Below are 22209 nucleotides of genomic sequence, written 5' to 3'. Positions count from 1 at the left end.
CAGAATTTCAAGCCTAAAACAACTCTCGATACAAAATTCCTCTGGAATTTTACTCGAATTGATGGTTTCTGGCTCAAGAAACCTTTAAAAGATATAATGGTATTGATAAATTTTAAAGCGGTATGATTCAAAAGTAATCGCATCGCTTTTTTTCTTAATTCATTTTGATTGAAATTCCCTATTTTTAGAAAAACCACATATAGTGAAAAAACAAACCATACTTTGGATGATGCTTTCTTTTTTAGGATTAATGAGCACTTCTAAAATCAATGCCCAAGATTGGCCCAATTTGGAAAAGTATAAAAATGCTAATACGGAATTAGCTGCATCAACCGAAGATGAAAATCGCGTAGTTTTCATGGGCAATTCCATTACCGAAATGTGGAAAGATGCCCATCTTGATTTTTTTAAGGACCACCCTTTTGTAAACCGAGGCATCGGCGGACAGACCACGCCACAGATGCTGCTTCGTTTCCGTCAAGATGTGATTGATCTAAATCCCAAAGTTGTCGTTATTTTGGCTGGAACCAACGATATTGCGGGCAATACAGGCCCCATGTCGCTGAAACAAATACACGACAATATCCTTTCCATGGTGGAACTGGCAAAAGCAAATGGCATTAAACCAATAGTTTGTTCCGTACTGCCTGCTTACGATTACCCATGGCGTCCAGGTTTGGAGCCGAACATTAAAATACCAAAGCTCAACAACATGCTCAAGGCTATGACGGAAGCCCAAGGAGTACTGTATTTGGATTATTTTTCCGAAATGGCCGATGATAGAAATGGACTACCATCCGACTTGACCACAGACGAAGTACACGTGACCAAAGCAGGTTACGACATCATGGAAAAAATGGTGAAGGAAGCCATTGATACGGTTCTTAAAAGCGAATAAAATGAACGATGCTGATTTTATTAAGGCTTTTGAAAACGGACAATTCCCGCCGGAACAATTCAACCATAAAGCCCATATAAAACTAGCTTGGATTTATCTTAACTTGTTTGATGAGGAAACTGCCATCGTAAAAACTTGTAAAGCCATCAAGAATTTTGATCGATTACATGGAGATGGCACTAAATATCACACAACCTTGACCGTGGCCGCTGTAAAAGTGGTGCGACATTTTAAGCAAAAATCGAGCGCAACCAATTTTGAAGAATTTATCGTTGAATTTCCGAGATTGATTACCTCGTTCAAAGAATTATTGTTCCAACATTATGGTAAAGATGTTATTGCAGACCCAAAGGCAAAAACCACCTATTTGGAACCCGACCTACTTCCGTTTAACTAAAATTACTTGCCTTGAATTAGTTACCTTGCAGCATGCAAAACGGTAAAGTTAGCATCATCATTCCTTTTAAAAACACCGCAAATTTTTTGCCCGAATGTTTGGATTCCATTGTGAATCAAACGTATGCCAATTGGGAGGTTTTGGCCGTTAACGATCATTCTACCGATGAGAGTTTTGAGCTTCTCTCCGACTACTCCAAAAAAGATGGGTGCATAAAAGTCTTCCAAAACAAAGGCACGGGGATTATTCCAGCGCTCCAAACGGCATACGCCCGAAGTAACGGAAGCTTTGTGACCCGTATGGATTCCGATGACATCATGAAACCTAACAGATTGGAGGTAATGGTGAATGCTTTAAAAGAAAATGGAACTGGTCATGTTGCTGTTGGACAGGTAAAATATTTTTCTGACCGGGGCATCAGCAATGGTTACGAACGCTATGAGAAATGGTTGAACCAACTCACATCAACTGGCAATAATTATGATGAAATTTATAAAGAATGCGTAATTCCCTCCCCTTGCTGGATGGTTCACCGAGAAGATTTTGATAAGTGCAATGGTTTTCGACCCAACCGCTACCCGGAAGATTACGATTTATCCTTTCGATTTTATGAACATGGATTTAAAATTATTCCATGCGCCCAAGTACTGCACCTTTGGCGTGATTACGCTACCCGCACTTCCCGCACCCATGAGCATTACGCACAAAACTATTTTTTGGACATCAAACTCCATTATTTTTTAAGGTTGAATTACGATGTAACCCGTCCGTTGGTAGTTTGGGGAGCTGGATTTAAAGGGAAGAAAATTACAAAAGGGTTAAAAAAGCGAGGTCTTGATTTTGTTTGGCTGTGCGACAATCCAAAAAAAATCGGTAAACAAATATATGGTAAAGAACTCGTCCACTTTGAGGCATTACAAGAACTGGACAATCCACAAAGTATTATCACCGTTGCCAATGAGGAAGCCCAAAAAGAAATCAGGGGCTACTTTTCAGAATTGGGCAGATCATCTATGCAGGATTACTTCTTTTTTTGCTGATTCAACCTTGTTTCGAATTAGATTCCTCACATTCGCCCAAAATGATAAGTACAAGTATCTTTTGTCATTCCGTGCTTGACACGGAATCCATAAACCGCGGAACCCCTGAAACTTGCTTGTACTGGCAGGTGGACGAGTACTCAAGGTGCCGGTTTGAAAAGTCATTTAACAATTGCTTCGAGCTATTCGTGAAATCCATCTCAAAAAAGATGCTTTGCCTCGCCTACAATCATAATGGGTTCATTAATAATTGTTCGTTGGTTATTGTTGAATGTTCATTGACAATTGATAAATGAAGTTTGAAATCAGAATGTTTTAATGCCTATCTTTGATCAAGCAATGTTGGGAATGCAGTTTAAACATCCAGAAATTCTTTGGGCACTTTTTCTTCTAGTCATACCCATTTTAATTCATTTATTTCAGTTACGGCGCTTTACCAAAACCCCGTTCACCAATGTGGCCATGCTACAAAAAGTGGTTTCGGAGTCCAGAAAAAGCAATACGCTTAAAAAATGGCTGCTGCTGTTTACCCGTCTCTTATTGTTGGCTGCCATTATAATTGCCTTTGCGCAACCGTTTACCTCGGCCACAACAGCGCTTCAAGAAAAGGAAACCGTTGTTTATCTGGACGATTCTTTCAGCATGCAAGCCAAGAACAATGGCATTTCACTTTTGGAAAAAGCTGTCCAAGATTTAATCAAAAACATTGACGGAGATACGGAGTTCAGTCTGTTCACAAACGAAAAAGCATTCAATAATGTTCGCATAACTGACATTCAGAATTCGTTGCTATCGCTCCCCTACTCGTACAAACAACTCAACCTGAACGAAATTGGCCTAAAGGCCAACAGTCTGTTCTCCCAAAACAGTAGTAGTATAAAAAACTTGATCGTAATTTCTGATTTTCAAGAAAGGGTATCCGATGGAAATACCGATTTGGATACAAATTTGGTGGCTCATTTTGTTCCGATGCAGCCGCAAGAGATTCAAAATAATGTATCGATTGATTCCGTTTTTGTGGATGATGGCTTGAACGAACAGGCCAAATTAAAAGTGTTTCTTTCTGGAGGAAACGAGAATAATGCCTTGCCCATTTCTCTTTATAATGATGAGGAATTGATTGCCAAAACTGCTGCAAAATTTAAATCAAATGGAGATGCTGAAGTCGAATTTACCATTCCGGCCAGTGAAGAGTTAAACGGACGTTTGAGTATCATCGATAATGCATTGGGGTACGATAATCGGTTTTACTTCAACATCAATTCCAAAGAAAAAATTAAAGTTTTGGCCATTAGTGAATCGGATAGCGATTATTTAAAGCGATTGTTCCGAGGCGACGAGTTCGATTTTCAAAAATATGCCTTGAATCAACTGGATTACAGTAATTTGGATAATCAAAATGTAGTGGTTCTGGATAATTTAGCCACAATTCCAAGCGGCCTTCAAAATATCTTGCGCACTTTTAAAAATGATGGTGGCACCTTGATTATAGTTCCTGCGATCAACAGTAATTTATCCTCTTACAATACGTTTTTGTCCAGTTTATCCACAACACAATTTTCGGAGAAAATCACATCCGATGCCAAGTTGACCACCATCACTTTTGATCACCCGCTGTACCGAAACGTTTTTGAACAGGAAGTGACCAATTTTCAATATCCATCCGTAAAAGAGCATTTCAGCATACAGACCACTTTGCCCAAAGCTTTGTCCTTGGAAGGCGGCGATTCGTTTTTGTCCGGGGATGATGGACTGTATGTTTTTACAGTTCCCTTGGCATTGGATAACTCCAATTTTATCAACTCCCCGTTGATTGTGCCCACCTTTTATAATATGGCACAATCGAGTTTGCAAACACCAAAGCCCTATCAAACCCTTGGTGAATCAACTACGGTGGATATTTCTGCTCAAATAGGTAACGACGATATTTTAGAGGTCTCCAAAGCAGGTTACGGGTTTATTCCACTGCAACAAACTTTTCCAAATCGGGTGCGGCTCACTTTTGACCAAAATCCGACCGAAGATGGGATTTTTTTCATTTTACAAAACGAGCAAAGGCTACAAAATATAAGTTTTAATTACCCCAGAGCGGAAAGTCAACTCAAATATATGGATATCGGAGCATTGGAAAATGCAAACACTATGGATTCCGTTCCCGAACTATTTGAATACTTGGAAGCGGAGAACAACATTACCGCATATTGGAAATGGTTTGTTATTTTAGCGTTGCTTCTGGCGCTTATTGAGGTACTCATTCAAAAATTTGTTACATGAACATTCTGCTGAAGTCTGCAAAAATCGTATGCCCAGAGAACAAGGAGCTTCACCTGAAGAAAAGGGATATCCTTATTAAAAAAGGAATTATTGAGAAGATCGGTGCGGCTGTGGAAGCTCCTGCCAATACCAAGGTGGTAGAAAAAGATAATCTGCATGTATCCCTCGGTTGGTTCGATAGCAGCGTGAGTTTTGGCGAGCCAGGATTTGAGGAACGGGAAACCATTGCAAATGGATTGTTTACGGCCGGTAAAAGTGGGTTCACCGATATTGTGCTGAACCCAAACACGAATCCCGTGCCCGATACCAGTTCTGATGTGGTATTTTTAAAAGAGCGCGGAATTGGAAAGGCTACAAAAATTTATCCTTTGGGTACCTTGACCAAGAATTCCGACGGTGTTGATCTTGCGGAGCTTTATGACATGAAGAATGCGGGAGCCGTGGCCTTTTACGATTTCAAAAAACAGGTTTCCAATCCCAACCTATTAAAAATTGCATTGTTGTATGCCCAAAATTTTGATGGATTGGTGTATTCCTTTCCTCAGGATGGCGACATAAAAGGGAAAGGTGTGGCGCACGAAGGTGAAGTCTCAACAAAATTAGGACTCAAGGGAATCCCTGCACTTTCGGAAGAGCTACAAATTGCCAGAGACCTTTTTATATTGGAGTATACGGGTGGTAAACTGCATATTCCGACCATATCTTCAGGGGGTTCGGTAAAACTTATCGCAGAGGCCAAGAAAAAAGGGTTGGATGTAACGTGCAGCGTGGCCATTCACAATCTATTCTTTTCGGATGAGACCCTAACGAGTTTTGATACCCATTTTAAGGTGTCGCCGCCCCTTCGGACAAAATCGGATTGTAAGACATTGATCAAAGGAGTGAAAAACGGAACCATAGATTTTGTGACCACAGACCATATTCCGATGGATATTGAGCACAAACGTGTGGAATTTGATAATGCAAAAAGCGGAAGTCTTGGGCTAGAGTCCGCTTTTGGAAGTTTGAACACCATTTTTGAGTTGGAAGAAACCATTGTTTTTTTAACCAAAGGACGTTCTCGGTTCCAAATAGTGCCTCCTGCCCTAAAAGAAGGCTCCAAAGCATGTTTAACCCTGTTCAATCCTGATGGGGAGTACACTTTTGAGGCAAAGAACATTCTTTCAACCTCAAAGAATAGCATGTTCGTAGGTTCCACATTAAAGGGCAAAGTTTACGGAGTCATCAATAACGGTCAAAGTACACTATAATGAGTAATTCCACCCCAGGAAAAACCACGGCAGTCGTAGCATATATTACCATTGTGGGCTGTTTGATTGCCATCACCATGAACATTGAACCCAAAAATGCCTTTGCCCGTTTTCATATACGGCAGGCCTTTGGAATCCATATCCTTTTCCATGCCTTGGCAATATTGCTAACGTATACAGGGTTGGTTTATCTATCTATTCCCATCTATATTTTTTATATTGTAATCTGGGTGTTTGGCTTTTTGCAAGCCCTTAACGAAAAAACAAAACCATTACCAGTATTGGGAAAATACTTTCAAAAATGGTTCACATTCATATCATAAACTATAATAATGTCCTTAAAACCCCTATCGCTAACATATTTATTACGACCATCCTCTAAAGTTTCCGGCAAAATACCTGCGCTTTTTATGTTACATGGTTATGGTAGCAATGAAGAGGACCTTTTTTCCTTTGCATCGGAATTACCCGGAGAGCTGATGGTATTTTCCTTAAAAGCACCTTATAATCTTGAGCCATTTGGCCATGCTTGGTATGCCATTAATTTTGATGCAGAACAAGGCAAATGGAGCGATGATGAACAAGCTAAAGAATCTAGGGAAAAAATTGTTGCTTTTATGGACGAAGCCATTGAGGCATACGATTTGGACAAAGATAATATCACACTATTAGGATTTAGCCAAGGAACCATTTTAAGTTATGCAGTTGCCCTATCGTATCCGGAAAAAGTGAAGAACGTGATTGCACTGAGCGGATACATCAACGAAAATATTTTGGTGGACGGCTATGCTGAAAAAGACCATAGTAAACTAAATTTTTACGCATCGCATGGGCAGGTGGACCAAGTGATTCCTTTGGAATGGGCCCAAAATTCACCAGAATTCCTAGAAAAATTGGGTATTCCGACTACTTATCAGGAGTTTCCTGTGGGACATGGTGTTTCCCAACAGAACTTCTTTTCCTTTAAAAAGTGGTTAGAGGGACATGTTTGATGCTCGGTGTTAGAAGTTGGAAGCACGATGCACGAAGTCTTGTCTCTTGTGTCTTGGTTCTCTTTTCTTTGCTCTTGAACTTGAAGTAAGCAGTGGCAGTTTGCGGTAGGCACTAACCCAATAACTTCGTAACTTTGAACTCCTAACTCTGAACTCCGAAGCCAATAAGCACATCCGTCTATTTTCTATGTTCTCTCCCTTTTGGCACTGATTAATTACTGCGGAGCATAAAGCAAATGTTCGGCCAAGGTAAAGTCCACGCTCAAATCATCTTTTAGTTCATATTTTATAATAAGGTCTCCCCAATATTTTCCATCGGAAAAATCGGCCAAAATCCATTTATGGTTCAACACCTTGATTTTATTGATTTTAAAATCGCTTTCCATTCCTTCGTAGGGAATTAAAGGATTATCCCCTTTTTGTTCGTTGGTTTCCAATAACTTATCCTGAATATAGCGTGATGGGTCTTCTATATCCAAATGATCATAATAGGCAAGGGCATCATCATTGTTTTCCAAAGTAAAGTACTGCATGTCGAGAACCTTAAGGTGCATGGTTTGCAGGGAATCCTTAAGTTCTTCCACCTCAGTCTGTAGTTGTTCAACATCGGAGGTCAATGCTTTTTGCATATTATTTCCTGTTACATATTGAAACAGGGCCAATAATGCGGCAAAAACAAATAGGTATAGAAAAATTCTACTCTTCATGGATTTTGAAAATTTTATGGATCCTTGATTATGGTTAATGTCACATCGTGTATGGTCGAGATGTTCTTGTCTATCTTTCGACTGCGCTCAAGATAACAATCCAACACTTTGAAACATGTTATCATAACGTATTAAGGGCGTCTATATTTTTATTTTAAGGTTATCGTAGGCCAAATGTATGTTTTTGGGGAGACTTTTTTCAACTTCATCATGGAACCCCAATAAATGACTGATATGGGTAAAATAGGTTCGCTCCGCTCCCACTTCCTCGGCAAACTCCAATGCTTCCTCCAAATTAAAATGGGAATGGTGCGGATCTATCCTTAGCGCATTTATCACCAACACTTCGGCTCCTTTTATTTTTTTGATTTCCTCCTCCTCCACCCTTTTTACATCGGTCATGTATACAAATTCGCCAAAACGATAGCCAAAAACTTTTAATCTGTTGTGGTAAGCTTCAATGGGAATAACTTCCAAGCCGCCCAAAGGAATTTTTTTATCCTTGAAAACTTCATAAACCTGTACGGCTGGTGCACCCGGATATCTATCTTCATCCGCAAAAATGTAATCGAATCGTTTCTTGAGGGAATCAAGCACTCTGGGGTGTGCATAAACAGGAATGTCTCCTTGCCTAAAGAAAAAGGGGCGAATATCATCTATGCCTGCTGTATGGTCGGCATGTTCGTGGGTAAACAAAATTCCATCCAACTTATCTATTGGGTTGGCGAGCATTTGTTGCCTAAAGTCGGGGCCGCAATCAATCACGTAGTTATAATCTTTCCAAGAAATGAGTACGGATACACGCAGTCTTTTGTCTTTTGGATCATTGCTCAGGCAAACGGGGTGTTTGCTTCCGATTATGGGGATTCCCTGTGAAGTTCCCGTACCCAAAAAAGTAATGGTCATCTTATCATCCATTAAATCCAAAATTATAACTTATTTATTTAATAGATTGATTGAAGAGTGTAACTTTGTTTTACTTTAAAAATTCGGATATGCCTAGCGTACCAAGCAGAGAAAATGCTTTTGAAAATATTCCTTCCATAAAGGCCAAGACCCTTAGGATCAACTTGAACCGTGATATTTATGGAACATTTGCTGAAATTGGCGCCGGACAGGAAACTGCCAGACATTTTTTTAGGGCAGGAGGAGCTTCTGGAACCATAGCAAAGGCGATGAGCGCTTACGACAAATCTTTTAGTGATGCCATTTATGGCATTGAGGAAGATGGTCGCTATGTTACCCAATCCCGGTTAAAAAAGATGTTGGATCACGAAATGAGATTGGTCGAGGAACGGATCAGTAGGGACAGTAATCCGGATTATTTGTTCTTTAGTTACGCCAATACTGTGGCTACCATCGATTTTTCCAAACGTTACAAAGGGCATGGATGGGTTGGACTTCGTTTTCAGTTGGACCCTGACCAAAAGGAATATGACGAAATCGTACTTCATATTCGTTTTAAACAAAATGAGGCAAGACTACAGCAAGAAACCTTGGGCATTTTAGGTGTAAACTTGATTTATGGAGCGTTTTTCAAGTTCCATAAGCCCAAAAAACTTTTAAAATACCTATACGATCATATCGACCATGATACTTTGGAAATTGATATGATCAACTTCACAGGACCCAACTTTGCGGATGTTGATAATAGGTTGATGAGCCTTCAGCTTATTAAAAATGACATGACCGACGCGGTTATGTTTGGTCCCGATGGAAACAACTTGCTGCCTGCAGCCGTGTTGTACAAGAAAAATATCTTGGCATTACGGGGTAGTTTTAGGCCTGTTACCAAGGTGAATATGGACATGTTCCAAAAGTCATACGATATTTTTATTCGGGAACAGACCGTGGATATGGAAAATGCCATTGTTGTTTTTGAAATAACCTTATCCAACCTAAAGGCATCTGGAGAAATCGACGAGCAGGATTTTATGGACAGGGCGGAGCTATTGTGTTCACTCGGACATACAGTATTGATTTCCAAATTCCAAGAGTACTATAAATTGGTAGAGTATTTTAACAATTATACCAAAGCCAAGATTGGATTGACCATGGGCGTGAACAATTTAGTGGATGTATTTGATGAAAAATACTACCGTCACTTAAGTGGTGGCATTTTGGAAGCTTTCGGAAAATTGTTCTTTAAGGATCTTAAGGTGTACCTGTATCCGATGAAAGATCCAGAAACGGGTCAAGTACTCACCAGCAACAATGTCAAAGTCCATCCTCGTATGAAGGAATTGTACAAATTCTTTAAGTACAATGGAAAAGTGATGGATATTATTGATTATGACCCGGATGTACTTCATATCTTTTCAAGAAATGTGCTCAAAAAGATTATTAACAATGATGATGGATGGGAAAAAGAGCTGCCAGAAGGTATTGCTGAAATAATAAAAGAGAAAAACCTGTTTACCAGAAAGGTTCTTGAAGAGAAGGAAAAATAAAATAAAAAGGCGCTTATTCAGCGCCTTTTTATTTTAAAATGTCAGTTCGCGCGCAGTCAAGAACTTTTAATGCCTATTGTTCCATAGCATCTCGATTGCCCGTCCGTCCGGCAGGCGGGCGCTCGATGAGACAAATACGTTTTACGCATCAAGTAATTGCGCAGCGTGATCTTTCGTTTTCACTTTGTCGATAACATTTTCCACTACACCATCTCCATTGATCACGAAAGTAGTTCTGTGAATACCATCATACTCCCTGCCCATAAACTTTTTAGGCCCCCAAACACCAAAGGTATTGATCACGGTATGGTCTTCATCGGCCAATAAAGGAAAAGGGAACTCATATTTGGTCTTAAAGTTTGACTGTTTCTTTTCCGAATCGGCACTTACGCCCAAAATTTCGAAGCCTTGATTTTGCAATTCTTTATAGTTATCCCTTAAATTACAGGCTTCTGCCGTGCAACCAGGTGTGTTTGCTTTGGGATAGAAAAAAACGACAAGTTTTTTGCCCTTATAATCACTCAAATTAATTGTATTGCCGTCTTGGTCTTTTGCTGAAAAATCAGGTACTTTATCTCCTACTTTTAACATATTCATTTGCGTTGCTCTTGAATTAATTGTTTAATATTTATATTAACAAAGTTAAACAAATATGACCAAACAAGAAAAGGTTGCGTTCACAATCAATACCTTGGATAAACTATATCCTACTATTCCTATTCCGTTAGACCATAAAGATCCCTATACTTTATTAATAGCTGTGCTGTTATCGGCCCAAAGTACGGATGTTCGGGTCAATCAAATCACCCCTCTTTTATTTGAAAAGGCGGATAACCCTTATGATATGGTAAAACTTTCTGTGAATGAGATTAAGGAAATCATAAAACCTGTAGGACTATCCCCCATGAAATCAAAGGGAATATATGGGCTGTCCCAAATTTTGATTGAAAAATACAATGGTAAAGTCCCTCGCGATATTGCGCTGTTGGAAGAATTGCCAAGCGTGGGACACAAAACAGCCAGTGTTGTGGTTTCCCAGGCCTTTGGAATTCCTGCTTTTCCGGTAGATACCCACATTCACAGGCTCATGTACCGTTGGGGGTTCAGTAATGGGAAAAATGTGGTGCAAACCGAGCGTGATGCCAAACGCTTATTTCCAGAGGAGATTTGGAACCGTTTACATCTTCAGATTATTTGGTACGGTAGGGAATATTCACCGGCCAGGGGCTGGGATTTGGAAAAAGACATTATTACCAAGACGATTGGAAGAAAAACCGTGATCAACGAGTATTATAAAAACAAAAAGAGCCGCTAGTTGCGGCTCTTTTCGTCAGTTTGATCCTTAAATTAATTCAATGTTACTTCAAACTGGTGTTTTTTGTAGTCAACTACATGAATCGATTTTGAAAAGCTAAGCAAAAAATCCACTGTTTTCTGACTAGCTTTTACCGTTTTTACGGATTTTTGTTCTTCAGAGTAAATGTTTTCCATATTCTAGCGTAAGTAATTGTTTCCATTATATAACGGCGCTAGTTTGGAAATATTGCAGACTTCGACGTATTGCTCGATTAATTCGTTAAAACGATGTTTTTACGCTCTACAATTTTTCTTAGATTAATGAGTGCATAACGCATCCTTCCCAAAGCTGTATTAATACTAACATTGGTGTTTTCGGATATTTCCTTAAAGCTCATATCCTTGTAAATACGCATGATGAGCACCTCTCTTTGATCATCTGGCAATTCATCGATCAAAAGTGTTAAATCACTTTCTATTTGATCTTTGATGATTTGCTTTTCGGCATTCAACTTCTCATCGTGGATAACGGAAAAAATGTTGAAATCATCACTGCCTTCGAACTTGGGCATTCTTTTGTTTTTACGGAAATGATCTATCACCAAGTTGTGCGCAATTCGCATTACCCAAGGCAAGAATTTGCCCTCTTCGCTATATCTTCCTTTTTTCAAGGTTTTGATCACTTTTATAAAAGTGTCCTGAAAAATGTCCTCTGCAACATCTCTGTCCAAAACTTTGCTATAAATAAAGCTGGTAATTCTTTGGTTATGCCTGTTAATCAGGATTTCAAGAGCCTTTTCGTCTCCGTCAATGTAGTTCTTTACTAAAATCGAATCTTTAATCTGTAGTTGTTCCATACAAATTACTTTTTTTGGGTTAAAACACAGTCCTCCCTTTTCTAAGAAAGACTTTAGTTATTCAGTTTTTAATCTTTAAAAAAGTAATTATTCTGTATAGGCCTATCAGGATTTTAATTACACTTCAAATATAGATAAATAGGCAGGCGACCTAAAATCTATGTTGTGAGTTGCCGATTTTTATATGTTAACTGATGCAATATACGTATTAAGTGTAGTGTATCGTATCTTTGAGACCCTAATTTTAACAAATGTCAATCAATATAAACGTAGATCCCAAGCAGCATATTATCATTAAAGGTGCCAAACTGCACAACCTTAAAAATATTGATGTGGTTATTCCAAGAAATAAGTTGGTGGTAATCACAGGATTATCGGGCTCTGGTAAGTCGAGCCTGGCTTTTGATACGCTCTATGCCGAAGGCCAGCGTAGATATGTGGAAAGCCTATCGTCCTACGCGCGACAGTTTTTAGGGAAATTGGACAAGCCCAAAGTGGACTATATTAAAGGTATAGCCCCCGCCATTGCCATAGAACAAAAAGTGAATTCTACGAATCCACGTTCAACTGTGGGAACCACTACCGAAATATATGACTATCTAAAGTTGTTGTATGCCCGTATCGGTAAAACCCTATCCCCTATTTCTGGGAAAGAAGTAAAGAAACATACCGTTACGGATGTTATTAACCATATTAAACGATTAAACGAAAGGGACAAACTGTTATTGTTGGCGCCCATTAAAATTAAAGAAGAGCGAGAGCCTTTAAAATCGTTGGAGCTTTTTTCCAAGCAGGGTTATGCCCGTATTAAGTATAAGGGCGAGGTCATCCGAATAGATCAAGCTCCAGAAAATATCGGGAGGGAGTTTGATTTAGTGGTGGATAGAATCATTGTTAAGGATGATGAGGATTTTTATAACCGCTTGGGAAATGCAGTGGACAATGCCTTTTTTGAAGGAAAAGGGCAATGCGCCATCGAAAACCTTCAAACTGGAGAAGTAAAAACGTTTAGCAACCAGTTTGAGTTGGATGGCATGAAATTTTTAGAGCCTAACGTTCACCTGTTCAGCTTTAACAATCCGTATGGTGCCTGTTCCAAGTGTGAAGGATATGGAGACGTAATCGGTATTGATGAAGACTTGGTGATACCCAACACGGCACTTTCCGTTTATGAGAATGCCATTTTTCCATGGCGTGGCGAAAGTATGGGGTGGTACCGCGATCAATTGGTGAATGCTGCGTATAAATTTGATTTTCCAATCCATAAACCTTGGTTCGAACTCTCCGAAGAACAAAAACAACTGGTTTGGGACGGCAACGAACACTTTATTGGCATCAATAAGTTTTTTGAACAGCTAGAAGAGAAAAGTTATAAGATTCAGAATAGGGTGATGCTTTCGCGTTATCGTGGAAAAACCAAATGTTCCGTATGTAAAGGAAAGCGACTTCGCAAAGAAGCCGATTATGTAAAAGTGGGAGGCAAATCCATTTCGGACTTAATCGAATTGCCCATCAATAAACTGGTACCATTTTTTGATGAGCTTCAACTTTCGGAACACGATACGGCCATTTCCAATAGATTACTGAAGGAAATCACTACACGTTTGGACTTTTTGGATAAAGTAGGGTTGAGTTACCTCACGCTGAATCGAAAATCGAACACGCTTTCCGGTGGTGAAAGCCAGCGCATTAATTTGGCAACCTCGCTGGGAAGCAGTCTGGTGGGTTCCATGTATATTTTGGACGAACCCAGTATCGGGCTTCACCCAAGAGATACAGAAAATTTAATAGAGGTACTCAAATCACTCAGGGATTTGGGCAATACCGTCATAGTGGTAGAACACGACGAAGACATTATGCAGGCCGCAGATGAGATTATTGATATAGGCCCCGAAGCGGGAACCCTTGGCGGAAAAGTGGTGGCCACAGGAAATTGGGAAACTATTCTTAAATCGGATTCGTTGACGGCATCCTACCTTAATGGAACCATGGAAATACCAGTTCCCAAGGAGCGTAGGAATTCAAAACACTACATTAAAATAAAAGGGGCAAGGGAAAACAACCTGAAAAATATAGATGTCACTTTCCCATTGAATATGCTCACCGTGGTCACTGGCGTATCCGGAAGTGGAAAAAGTACCCTCGTCAGGAAAATATTGTATCCCACCATATTAAAAGAAACCGGAGGATATGGAGAAAAAGCAGGTCAGTTTTCGGCAATGGAGGGGAAATATTCCCATATAAAGCATGTAGAGTTCGTAGATCAGAACCCTATTGGTCGTTCTTCGCGCTCCAATCCCGTAACATATATAAAGGCTTACGATGACATTCGAAGTCTGTTTGCTTCACAAAAACTGAGCAAGTTAAGGGGATACCAGGCCAAGCATTTCTCATTTAATGTTGATGGTGGTCGGTGTGAAAAATGTAAGGGCGAAGGTGAAATTACTGTAGAGATGCAGTTTATGGCAGATGTGCATTTGGAATGTGATGCATGTGCAGGTAAACGCTTCAAAAAAGATATTCTGGAAGTCCAATTTGAAGGAAAAAATATTGATGACATCCTCAACATGACCATTGACGATGCCATTACACATTTTTCAACCCACAAACAAGACAAGATAGTAACCAAACTGAAGCCCTTGCAAGATGTAGGCTTGGGATATGTGGCTTTGGGGCAGTCCTCCTCTACCCTTTCCGGCGGTGAAGCGCAGCGTATAAAACTGGCCTCATTTTTGGTAAAAGGGCATACTAAGGAAAAAGCCTTGTTCATTTTTGATGAACCTACCACAGGTCTTCATTTCCACGACATTAAAAAATTGCTTAAATCCTTTGATGAACTTATTGACAAAGGACATTCCGTAATTGTAATTGAGCATAATATGGAGCTCGTAAAATGTGCGGATTACATCATCGACCTTGGTCTCGAAGGTGGCGAAAAAGGTGGTAATTTAGTGGTGGAAGGCACCCCCGAAGAAATTATCAACAATAAGGAATCTTACACAGCAACGTATTTGAGGGAAAAATTATAAGAAGTCGGATGTCGGAAGCCCGATGCACGGAGTCAGAAGTACGCAGCACACAGTTTGTAGTAACTCAATAACCGAACAACTTAGTCCGAAGTGTCACGTTGAGCGCAGTCGAAACGTCCGAGGTCGGAAATATGCAGTTTGCAGTAACTCAAAAACTGAATATCATACATAACGCCCCCTAACTCTGAACTTGAGTCTTGGTTCTTGGCTCTTTTCTCTTTGTTATTGAACTTGACACTTAAGTTTGTGCTTGATGTCCAAAGCTAGAAGTTAATAAACATATCTGTTGTTGCAAATTCGTGAAATTCTTGTCCACTCCAGAAAAAACACCCCTAAAGTCCCCTCAAGGGGACAATTGTTCTTGAACTTGACACTTGAACTTGCGCTTTTTGACGGACTACTATCCACTACTTACTACATACAGATTTGGAATTTCATGTTCAATATTTATCATTTATGAGTACAAAAACATATATTTTATACTGATTATCAGTTGTTTACAATTTTTGGCACGCAGATTGCGTACTTTAGGGTGGATGTAAATAGTTGCATCTAGAACGTAAAACCTTGTAGTATGAAAAAGTTAGTACTCATTATAGCAGCGGTTGTTTTTGGAATACCAAGTATCCAAGCAGAAACAACCAATACAGTGGCTACTGCCACCAATTATCGATATGGAAATTCTTTCATCTTTGTGGAAGATGGAGTAACCTTCTCGGTTTATCCAGATGGTGAGTTCGATTTCTACATAGACAACAGGGTAAATGTAGGTGTTGGAGCCAGAATCGGAAACGTTGGTATCACCTTTAACTCAGGATATAATTACAACCCTTATGTACAATATGATGATTATGGTGCCGTGATCCAAGTTGAGAACACCCCTATTTTTTATGATTATTACGGACGTGTTTCACAAATAGGAAATGTGGAAATCTGGTACAACAATGGTAGGGTTCGTAGAATTGGTGGATTGCACGTTTACTATAATGGAGGGGTTTTCAGTCACTATACAGGTTACATCAATATTTATAACAGAAGGTATGTGTACAGACCTTTCCATAGATATTTTGCAAGACCTTCCATTGGATTCTGTAATGTATATGCAAGACCATACAGAAGGTATTACAGACCTGTCAGATATACGTACTATGCGCCTTACCGACATAACACAAGACGTGCGTATGTCAAAGTAGGTAAAGTGTATAGAAACAACAATAAGTATAGAAGAGACAACATCTATAGAAATGATAGGAGAGTTTCTGTTCACGGCAACAATAATAGAAGAGCAGTAGATTATGGCAGGAGCAATGTGAGAGTAGCTCAAAATTCTGCTAGAAGAGGACATACTGCCGTTAACCGTTCCAGTAATAATGGAAAAAGACAGAAAGTTGTTTCCAGGGATTCCAGAAGCAATAATTATAGAAAATCAAATAATGTAACAAGATCTGGAAGAACAACGGCTTCCAATAATAAAGTAACGCGCACGCCCAATAAAAGAAGTGTGAGTTCCAGAAAAGTGGCCCCTAGTACAAAAGGCAGAACTGTTAAGCGTTCTACCCAGAGTACCTATAGAAAACCCAAGACCACATCGAGAACACGAAGTAGGTCTACGGTGAGCAGGGGAAACTCTTCAAGGAAAGCCGTTTCCAGAAGCACTAGACCGAGTATCAGGAAAAGTTCTGTGAGTAGAAAAACAACTTCTAGGCCAAGTGTGAGCAGAAGCTCTAGCAACAGAAAAAGTAGCGCTAGAACCAGTAGTTCAAGAGGTGCTTCCAGAAGAAATAATTAGATAGTTTTTTTAGGTTGGTTAGTTGTTTACCCCGTAGCCGGATTTATTCGCTACGGGGTATTTTTTTTTAACCATTTGGACAAGATGCCCGTAACATCTTCCGAAATATTAAAACGATACAAAATACCCACATACATGACAACAATAAGCAATGACTTTAAGCCAATATTGATGATAGGGTGAAAAGGAAACTGCAACAAATAAAAAAGGCACGATAACAAAACCAAGGTCGCAAAAACCTTGAACGTAGCCTTAGTAATGGGCAAAAAATCAAACTTTGACTTTACAAATATCACTTTGGCCAGATTAAAAATGAAAATGGAGAGAAAGCTGGCCAATGCCGCTCCTTCTATCCCATAAACAGGAATCAACCAAAGATTAAGCAAAATAATGGCCAAAGCAAAACAAATCCCTATCAACAGAATAACCTTGTAATATTCCGAATAATACAAAACGGCATTGATGTTGCCCAAAAGTGAATCGAAGACCTTTGCCAAACCAATTAAAAGAACAATAAAAAAACCACCTCGGTAATCTTCCGGAAGCATCAGGAACAAATCTTCAATGTTCAAAATAATCAATACAAACAAGAGCCCAGATGCAATAAAAGAAGTCAGCGAAGTCTTCTTGTACAATTGCTCAAGTTCAAAAAAGTTGCCCGTGTTCAAATAATTGGCGGTCATCGGATAGGTAATCTGGTTCATGGCCCTGGCCGGCACAACAATGCTAGAGGCAATATATCCTGCAACACTATAATAGGCCACATTATCCAAAACAATAAACTGGTTGATCATAAATTTATCCACCTCCAAAAGTATCAATGCTACAGAACCGCCCAAAATCATCAGTATACCATACCCCAAAATAGTTTTGGATTCCTTGGGAAACTTAAAATCCAACACAGGTCTATGCAGTCTAAAAGCGTACAACTTCATACAAAGGGTACGGAGCAGATATACCCCCACCAAGGCCTTTAGAAAAAAATCCAGCGAAATCACTTCAAAGTACAACAAGCCCAACAAGATGGAAACACAAACCCTGACAAAGACCTCTTTCATGAAATTACCAAACACCGATTTAAAATACACCTTGCTCAACGCAAAGAATATCTCAAAATAGGCCATGGCCATTCCCACCAAGAACACATACCAAACATAATCCTTAACAATTGGATTTTCCTTAGACAAGAACAACGCGATCGGCTCATAAAAAAACCATGTCAATAGTGATAAGACACCCAGAACCATCAATGGACTTAAAAGCATTAAGGTTATAAAACCATTCTTGTGCTGCTCATTTTGGGCACTGTAATATTTTATAGTGGCATTGTGGGCCCCCAGTGCCATTAAAGGCATTAATATGGCACCCGTAGCCAATATAAAAGTTACCAGACCATAATATTTGGGCGCTAAAATATTGGTGTAGAGGAACAGGGTGTTCACGGCCCCGAACGCAAACCCGACAAAAGTTGTTACCGTATTCTGAAAGGATTGTTTTAAAACGATTCCCATTAGATAAATTTAGCCAAAGACTCCGTTAATGCCTTTCTATGATATTGTTCAACCCCTTTAGAGTTGCAAAGCAAAGTTCCTTTTTGATAGTGTTTAAAGGCATCCAAAAGTACATTTTTTAATGCCGCTACATCATAATGCAAACAAGTATTTCCAGCTTTGTGTTGTTCCACCATGGCTCCGGCCTCCCACCCTTTTGGGCCAATCGCCAAAATGGGACGCTTCGCATTTAGGTATTCAAATAATTTTCCCGGAATGATGCCTTTGGTCTCTTCGGAATCAATCTCCAACAACAAAAGTAATTGCGATTTTTGCTGTGTTTCCAAAACTTTATCGTGGGACAGATAACCCAATTGCTCCAAATGATCATCCAGCCCAAATTTTTGGATGGATTGCAAAACCTCTTCCCCTACTACCCCAGCCAATTGGATTTTTGTGTGCTTTTTAAACGTTTCATTTTCCTCCATCAACTCCTGAATGGCCTGCCATAACCCCAATGGGTTTCTTCCAGTTAACAACGAGCCAATATGAGAAATGGTAAATGCTGAATCCAAAGGTCCTGGTTGTAGCTCATCATCAAAACCATTGGTGATTACTTTAATGGGTTTGGGCGTGATGTGCTCAAATTCTGTTTTAGTGGTTTGGCTCGTTACCACGACCTTATCGGCGGAAACAAGCACTTTCTTCTCCAAAGCTTTGTGTTTTTGTTGGGAGGATTTCGTCAACCGTAACTTTTTATGATACCCTATTGATGTCCATGGATCACGGAAATCGGCAATCCATTGGATATTGTATTTTTTTTTGAGGCCCAACCCGATTAAATGTAGACTGTGGGGCGGTCCAGTGGTAATTATGGTTTCTATACCCTCATCTGCAATAACCTTTGCCAAATAGGAAATAGACGGTTTTACCCAAAGCTTTCGGGCATCTGGAATAAAAAAATTGCCACGAACCCACAACAACAACTTTTCCACCAATGATGGGTCATCCTCCTTGATAATCCCCGAGCTAATGGTTTTGGTCTTCTTTTTTGAGAGCAGTGAAGCCCAGCCGTAAGGCTCTTTTATGGGTTGCTTAAGTATTTTAACATCTGGAACTTCCACAATCAACTTTTCATCCACAATGGGATAACTGGGATTTTCGGGAACATACACAAAGGGCTCAAAATCAAAATCGGGCAGATACTTAACAAACTTAAGCCAACGCTGTACCCCTGGTCCCCCTGCCGGAGGCCAATAGTACGCTATGACCAAGGTTTTTCGCATTAGGATGCTTCCTTTTTCCTAGGGAACAGGGTGAAGCCCAGTCCCCCAACAATCATCAATCCCAAGAGAATATTGGCAGCCAAGGTAATCTGGCTTCCCGTTTCCACCACTTCGGGTTCAAACTTGAACTCGATTTCATGTGTGCCAGCGGGAACCTTCATTCCACGAAGCGCATAATCCACTTCATAGTGTTTTTGCGGTTCTCCATCAATAAATGTGTTCCAGCCCGATGGGTAGTGCATTTCCGAGAAAACAGCAAAGCCGTCGTTGGAATTGTTGGATGTGTATTTTAAATAGTCGGGGCGGTAATCCACCAATTTAATCTGGGCCAAGGAATCGACCGAATAACGAAACTTGGTCAATTCAGGATATTGCTTTGTGTTGACCACTGCCTGTGTTTTGGAATTGAAATCCTTAAGTTTCAAAATTTCCTCATTGGCCGATGAAACGGGGACCAACTGATTAACAAACCATGCATTGCCATTGGCATCGGGGTTCACCGCAGGGAAACTATTACCTTCCTCATCTTGTTGAATAATATATTTTACATTCAACATATTCAACACCTGAAGATTGTTTTTGTACAGATGAAACTCGAACAAATTTTGAAGTGCCCGGGGTTTCGCCGCATGATACCCACCTACTGATTTATGGAAATAGGAAGTACGTGCCCCATTTAAACCTTCTTGAGGGTCAAAAACACGGTAAATGGAATCATCCTGCTGAATCATTTGGTCTATTTGATTGGCTTGGAAAGGTTGATTTACCTGATGCTGACGCACAAAGTCACCCTCATTCACATAACGGAGATCCACCCCCACCAAATCAAACAAAATCAATGCACCCAAGGCAAAAACTAAAATGTTTTTATTGATTTTTTCTTTGATGAAAAACCACAGCGCGGCAGCTGCAAGGGCCACATAAATTAATGACCGAATGGTATCGCTGATATAAACGGCTTCACGATCACCTTGGATCATGGTCATCAATTCATCGCCAAAATAACCACGATAGGTTTCGTCGCGCAGTCCTTCAAAATCAAAGAATCCTTTCAACAAGAAAATAAAGATGCCCAGTCCTACGGAAATAAAGAAACCTAGCTTTAGTGCTTTGAGCTTTTCTTTTTGGTCGACCGATGATTTAAACAATTCCCGTATTCCCAAAATTCCGAGTACAGGTAAACAAAGCTCCAATACCACTTGAATGGAGGACACCGCTCGGAATTTATTATACATCGGGAAATAATCGATCATAAAATTGGTGAGCAACGGAAAGTTTCTGCCCCACGAGAGCAGCAGGGATAAAATGGCACCCGCCAACAACCACCATTTCTTTTTACCATCCACCAGAAACACACCCAACAGAAACAAAAAGAACACAATGGCACCCACGTACGCAGGAGCCGCTACAATAGGCTGGTCTCCCCAATATAAGGGCAAACTGCTAGAGAACTCAATAGCTTTTGATGGTGATAATCCTTGGTTGGTCAAATATTCATAGGCTTTGGAATCTTTGCCCAAATCTTCTCCGCCCGAACCTCCGAACAAACGTGGCACAAACAAATTGAGGGATTCTGCAATCCCATAGCTGTATTGGGTAATATAATCGTAGTCCAAACCTGTGGAAATGGCTTTGTCACTTCCATCAGGGTTTATGGTCAATTCCGATGTCCCCCTAGTACTCCAATCGGCATATTCCTTGGTAGCCATAAGACTGGTCGCATTGGTGAAAATGGACAGCACAACGGCCAAAATCAAAATGCCTACGGAAGCAAAAAAGTGTTTGAACTCTTTTTCCTTGATGGCGTAAATCAGATATACCAGACCCATCACCAACACCAAAAGCATAAAATAATACGTCATTTGGTAGTGATTGGCACTTATTTCCAAGGCCATCGCCAATGCAGTCAGTATAAATCCTAAAATGTATTTTTTTCGGAAAACGAGAATAATTCCACCCAAAACCAAGGGTATGTACCCCAGAGCATGTGCCTTGGCATTATGTCCCACCCCTAGAATAATAATTAGATAAGTGGAAAAGCCAAAGGCCAATGCCCCCAATGCCGCCAACCTAAAATCGACCTTAAGGCATAACAGCAAAATGTAAAACCCTATCAAATAGAGAAAAAGATAGTCGGCAGGTCTGGGTAAAAACCGAATCAAACGGTCCAATTCCTTTACATAGTTATGCGGGTAATTGGCACCTAATTGGTAGGTGGGCATCCCACCAAAAGCGCTATTGGTCCAATACGATTCCTCTCCCGTAAGCTCTTTGTATGCATCACGTTCTTGGGCCATGCCCTTGTACTGGGCAATGTCCGACTGATAAATGGCTTTTCCCTGCAATACCGGATAAAAGTAGACCAGCGAGGCAAGAATAAATAAACTGATAACACAAATATGGGTGATGATGGCTTTTGGAGAAAGATTCATGGATAGGTTTTGATAGCGCAAA

The 22209-nt window shown here is 40.0% G+C and carries 18 protein-coding genes; 11 read left to right on the top strand and 7 right to left on the bottom strand.

Going from position 1 to position 22209, the window contains the following annotated elements; genetic code table 11:
• Window positions 1–202: 202 nt before the first annotated feature.
• From AC13CC_RS06080 to AC13CC_RS06050, 7 genes are all read left to right on the top strand, one after another.
• Window positions 203–898, top strand: a complete 696-nt coding sequence (locus AC13CC_RS06080) for an SGNH/GDSL hydrolase family protein (RefSeq protein ID WP_326277320.1) — start codon at window positions 203–205, stop codon at window positions 896–898.
• A gap of 1 nt (window position 899) precedes the next feature.
• Window positions 900–1295, top strand: a complete 396-nt coding sequence (locus AC13CC_RS06075) for a hypothetical protein (RefSeq protein ID WP_326277321.1) — start codon at window positions 900–902, stop codon at window positions 1293–1295.
• A 32-nt stretch (window positions 1296–1327) separates the two neighbouring features.
• Window positions 1328–2335 carry a glycosyltransferase gene (locus tag AC13CC_RS06070; protein WP_482876495.1) on the top strand — a complete coding sequence of 336 codons (1008 nt, stop codon included), beginning with the start codon at window positions 1328–1330 and terminating at the stop codon, window positions 2333–2335.
• A gap of 348 nt (window positions 2336–2683) precedes the next feature.
• Window positions 2684–4609 carry a BatA domain-containing protein gene (locus AC13CC_RS06065; RefSeq protein ID WP_326277323.1) on the top strand — a complete coding sequence of 642 codons (1926 nt, stop codon included), beginning with the start codon at window positions 2684–2686 and terminating at the stop codon, window positions 4607–4609.
• Window positions 4606–5859 carry a dihydroorotase gene (locus AC13CC_RS06060; RefSeq protein WP_326277324.1) on the top strand — a complete coding sequence of 418 codons (1254 nt, stop codon included), beginning with the start codon at window positions 4606–4608 and terminating at the stop codon, window positions 5857–5859. Before AC13CC_RS06065 ends, AC13CC_RS06060 begins: the two co-directional genes overlap by 4 nt.
• Entirely contained in the window at window positions 5859–6182 is a 324-nt protein-coding gene (locus AC13CC_RS06055) for a hypothetical protein (RefSeq protein ID WP_326277325.1), read from the top strand. The genes AC13CC_RS06060 and AC13CC_RS06055 overlap by 1 nt, the downstream gene beginning before the upstream one ends.
• Window positions 6183–6191: 9 nt before the next feature.
• The gene (locus AC13CC_RS06050) at window positions 6192–6851 is read left to right on the top strand and encodes an alpha/beta hydrolase (RefSeq protein ID WP_482876493.1); all 660 of its coding nucleotides are present in this window, start codon (window positions 6192–6194) and stop codon (window positions 6849–6851) included.
• Window positions 6852–7066: 215 nt separating this feature from the next.
• On the opposite strand, the gene AC13CC_RS06045 is transcribed toward AC13CC_RS06050, so the two are convergent.
• Entirely contained in the window at window positions 7067–7558 is a 492-nt protein-coding gene (locus AC13CC_RS06045; protein ID WP_326277327.1) for a hydrolase, read from the bottom strand.
• Between the two features lie 141 nt (window positions 7559–7699).
• Window positions 7700–8464, bottom strand: coding sequence for an MBL fold metallo-hydrolase (locus AC13CC_RS06040; RefSeq protein WP_326277387.1), 765 nt, complete (start codon window positions 8462–8464; stop codon window positions 7700–7702).
• A gap of 89 nt (window positions 8465–8553) precedes the next feature.
• On the opposite strand from AC13CC_RS06040, the gene AC13CC_RS06035 reads away from it, so the two are divergent.
• Window positions 8554–10008 (top strand): TonB-dependent receptor, encoded by a 1455-nt coding sequence (locus AC13CC_RS06035; RefSeq protein ID WP_293162955.1) that lies wholly within the window; start codon window positions 8554–8556, stop codon window positions 10006–10008.
• A 141-nt stretch (window positions 10009–10149) separates the two neighbouring features.
• Here the strand turns inward: AC13CC_RS06035 and bcp are convergent, their stop codons facing one another.
• Window positions 10150–10605, bottom strand: a complete 456-nt coding sequence (gene bcp / locus AC13CC_RS06030; protein ID WP_326277328.1) for a thioredoxin-dependent thiol peroxidase — start codon at window positions 10603–10605, stop codon at window positions 10150–10152.
• 55 nt (window positions 10606–10660) lie between these two features.
• Between bcp and AC13CC_RS06025 the strand changes: the two genes are divergently transcribed.
• Complete coding sequence (locus tag AC13CC_RS06025; protein WP_326277329.1) at window positions 10661–11323, top strand: endonuclease III domain-containing protein; 663 nt, start codon at window positions 10661–10663, stop codon at window positions 11321–11323.
• A gap of 253 nt (window positions 11324–11576) precedes the next feature.
• On the opposite strand, the gene AC13CC_RS06020 is transcribed toward AC13CC_RS06025, so the two are convergent.
• Window positions 11577–12161 carry an RNA polymerase sigma factor gene (locus AC13CC_RS06020; protein ID WP_014034330.1) on the bottom strand — a complete coding sequence of 195 codons (585 nt, stop codon included), beginning with the start codon at window positions 12159–12161 and terminating at the stop codon, window positions 11577–11579.
• A 251-nt stretch (window positions 12162–12412) separates the two neighbouring features.
• On the opposite strand from AC13CC_RS06020, the gene uvrA reads away from it, so the two are divergent.
• Both uvrA and AC13CC_RS06010 read left to right on the top strand, forming a co-directional pair.
• The gene (gene uvrA, locus AC13CC_RS06015; RefSeq protein WP_326277330.1) at window positions 12413–15190 is read left to right on the top strand and encodes an excinuclease ABC subunit UvrA; all 2778 of its coding nucleotides are present in this window, start codon (window positions 12413–12415) and stop codon (window positions 15188–15190) included.
• 574 nt (window positions 15191–15764) lie between these two features.
• A complete protein-coding gene (locus tag AC13CC_RS06010; RefSeq protein WP_482876492.1) occupies window positions 15765–16979 on the top strand; it encodes a hypothetical protein in 1215 nt (404 codons plus the stop codon).
• 50 nt (window positions 16980–17029) lie between these two features.
• Here the strand turns inward: AC13CC_RS06010 and AC13CC_RS06005 are convergent, their stop codons facing one another.
• Genes AC13CC_RS06005 through AC13CC_RS05995 form a run of 3 tightly spaced genes read right to left on the bottom strand, consistent with a single transcriptional unit; the run spans window position 17030 to window position 22187 of the window.
• Complete coding sequence (locus AC13CC_RS06005) at window positions 17030–18490, bottom strand: lipopolysaccharide biosynthesis protein (RefSeq protein WP_326277332.1); 1461 nt, start codon at window positions 18488–18490, stop codon at window positions 17030–17032.
• Window positions 18490–19755 carry a glycosyltransferase gene (locus tag AC13CC_RS06000; RefSeq protein ID WP_326277333.1) on the bottom strand — a complete coding sequence of 422 codons (1266 nt, stop codon included), beginning with the start codon at window positions 19753–19755 and terminating at the stop codon, window positions 18490–18492. The genes AC13CC_RS06005 and AC13CC_RS06000 overlap by 1 nt, the downstream gene beginning before the upstream one ends.
• A complete protein-coding gene (locus AC13CC_RS05995; protein WP_482876491.1) occupies window positions 19755–22187 on the bottom strand; it encodes a YfhO family protein in 2433 nt (810 codons plus the stop codon). Before AC13CC_RS05995 ends, AC13CC_RS06000 begins: the two co-directional genes overlap by 1 nt.
• Window positions 22188–22209: the final 22 nt, after the last annotated feature.

Source organism: Flagellimonas sp. L-11, from assembly GCF_056857735.1.
This window is presented reverse-complemented; position numbering and strand designations above follow the sequence as displayed.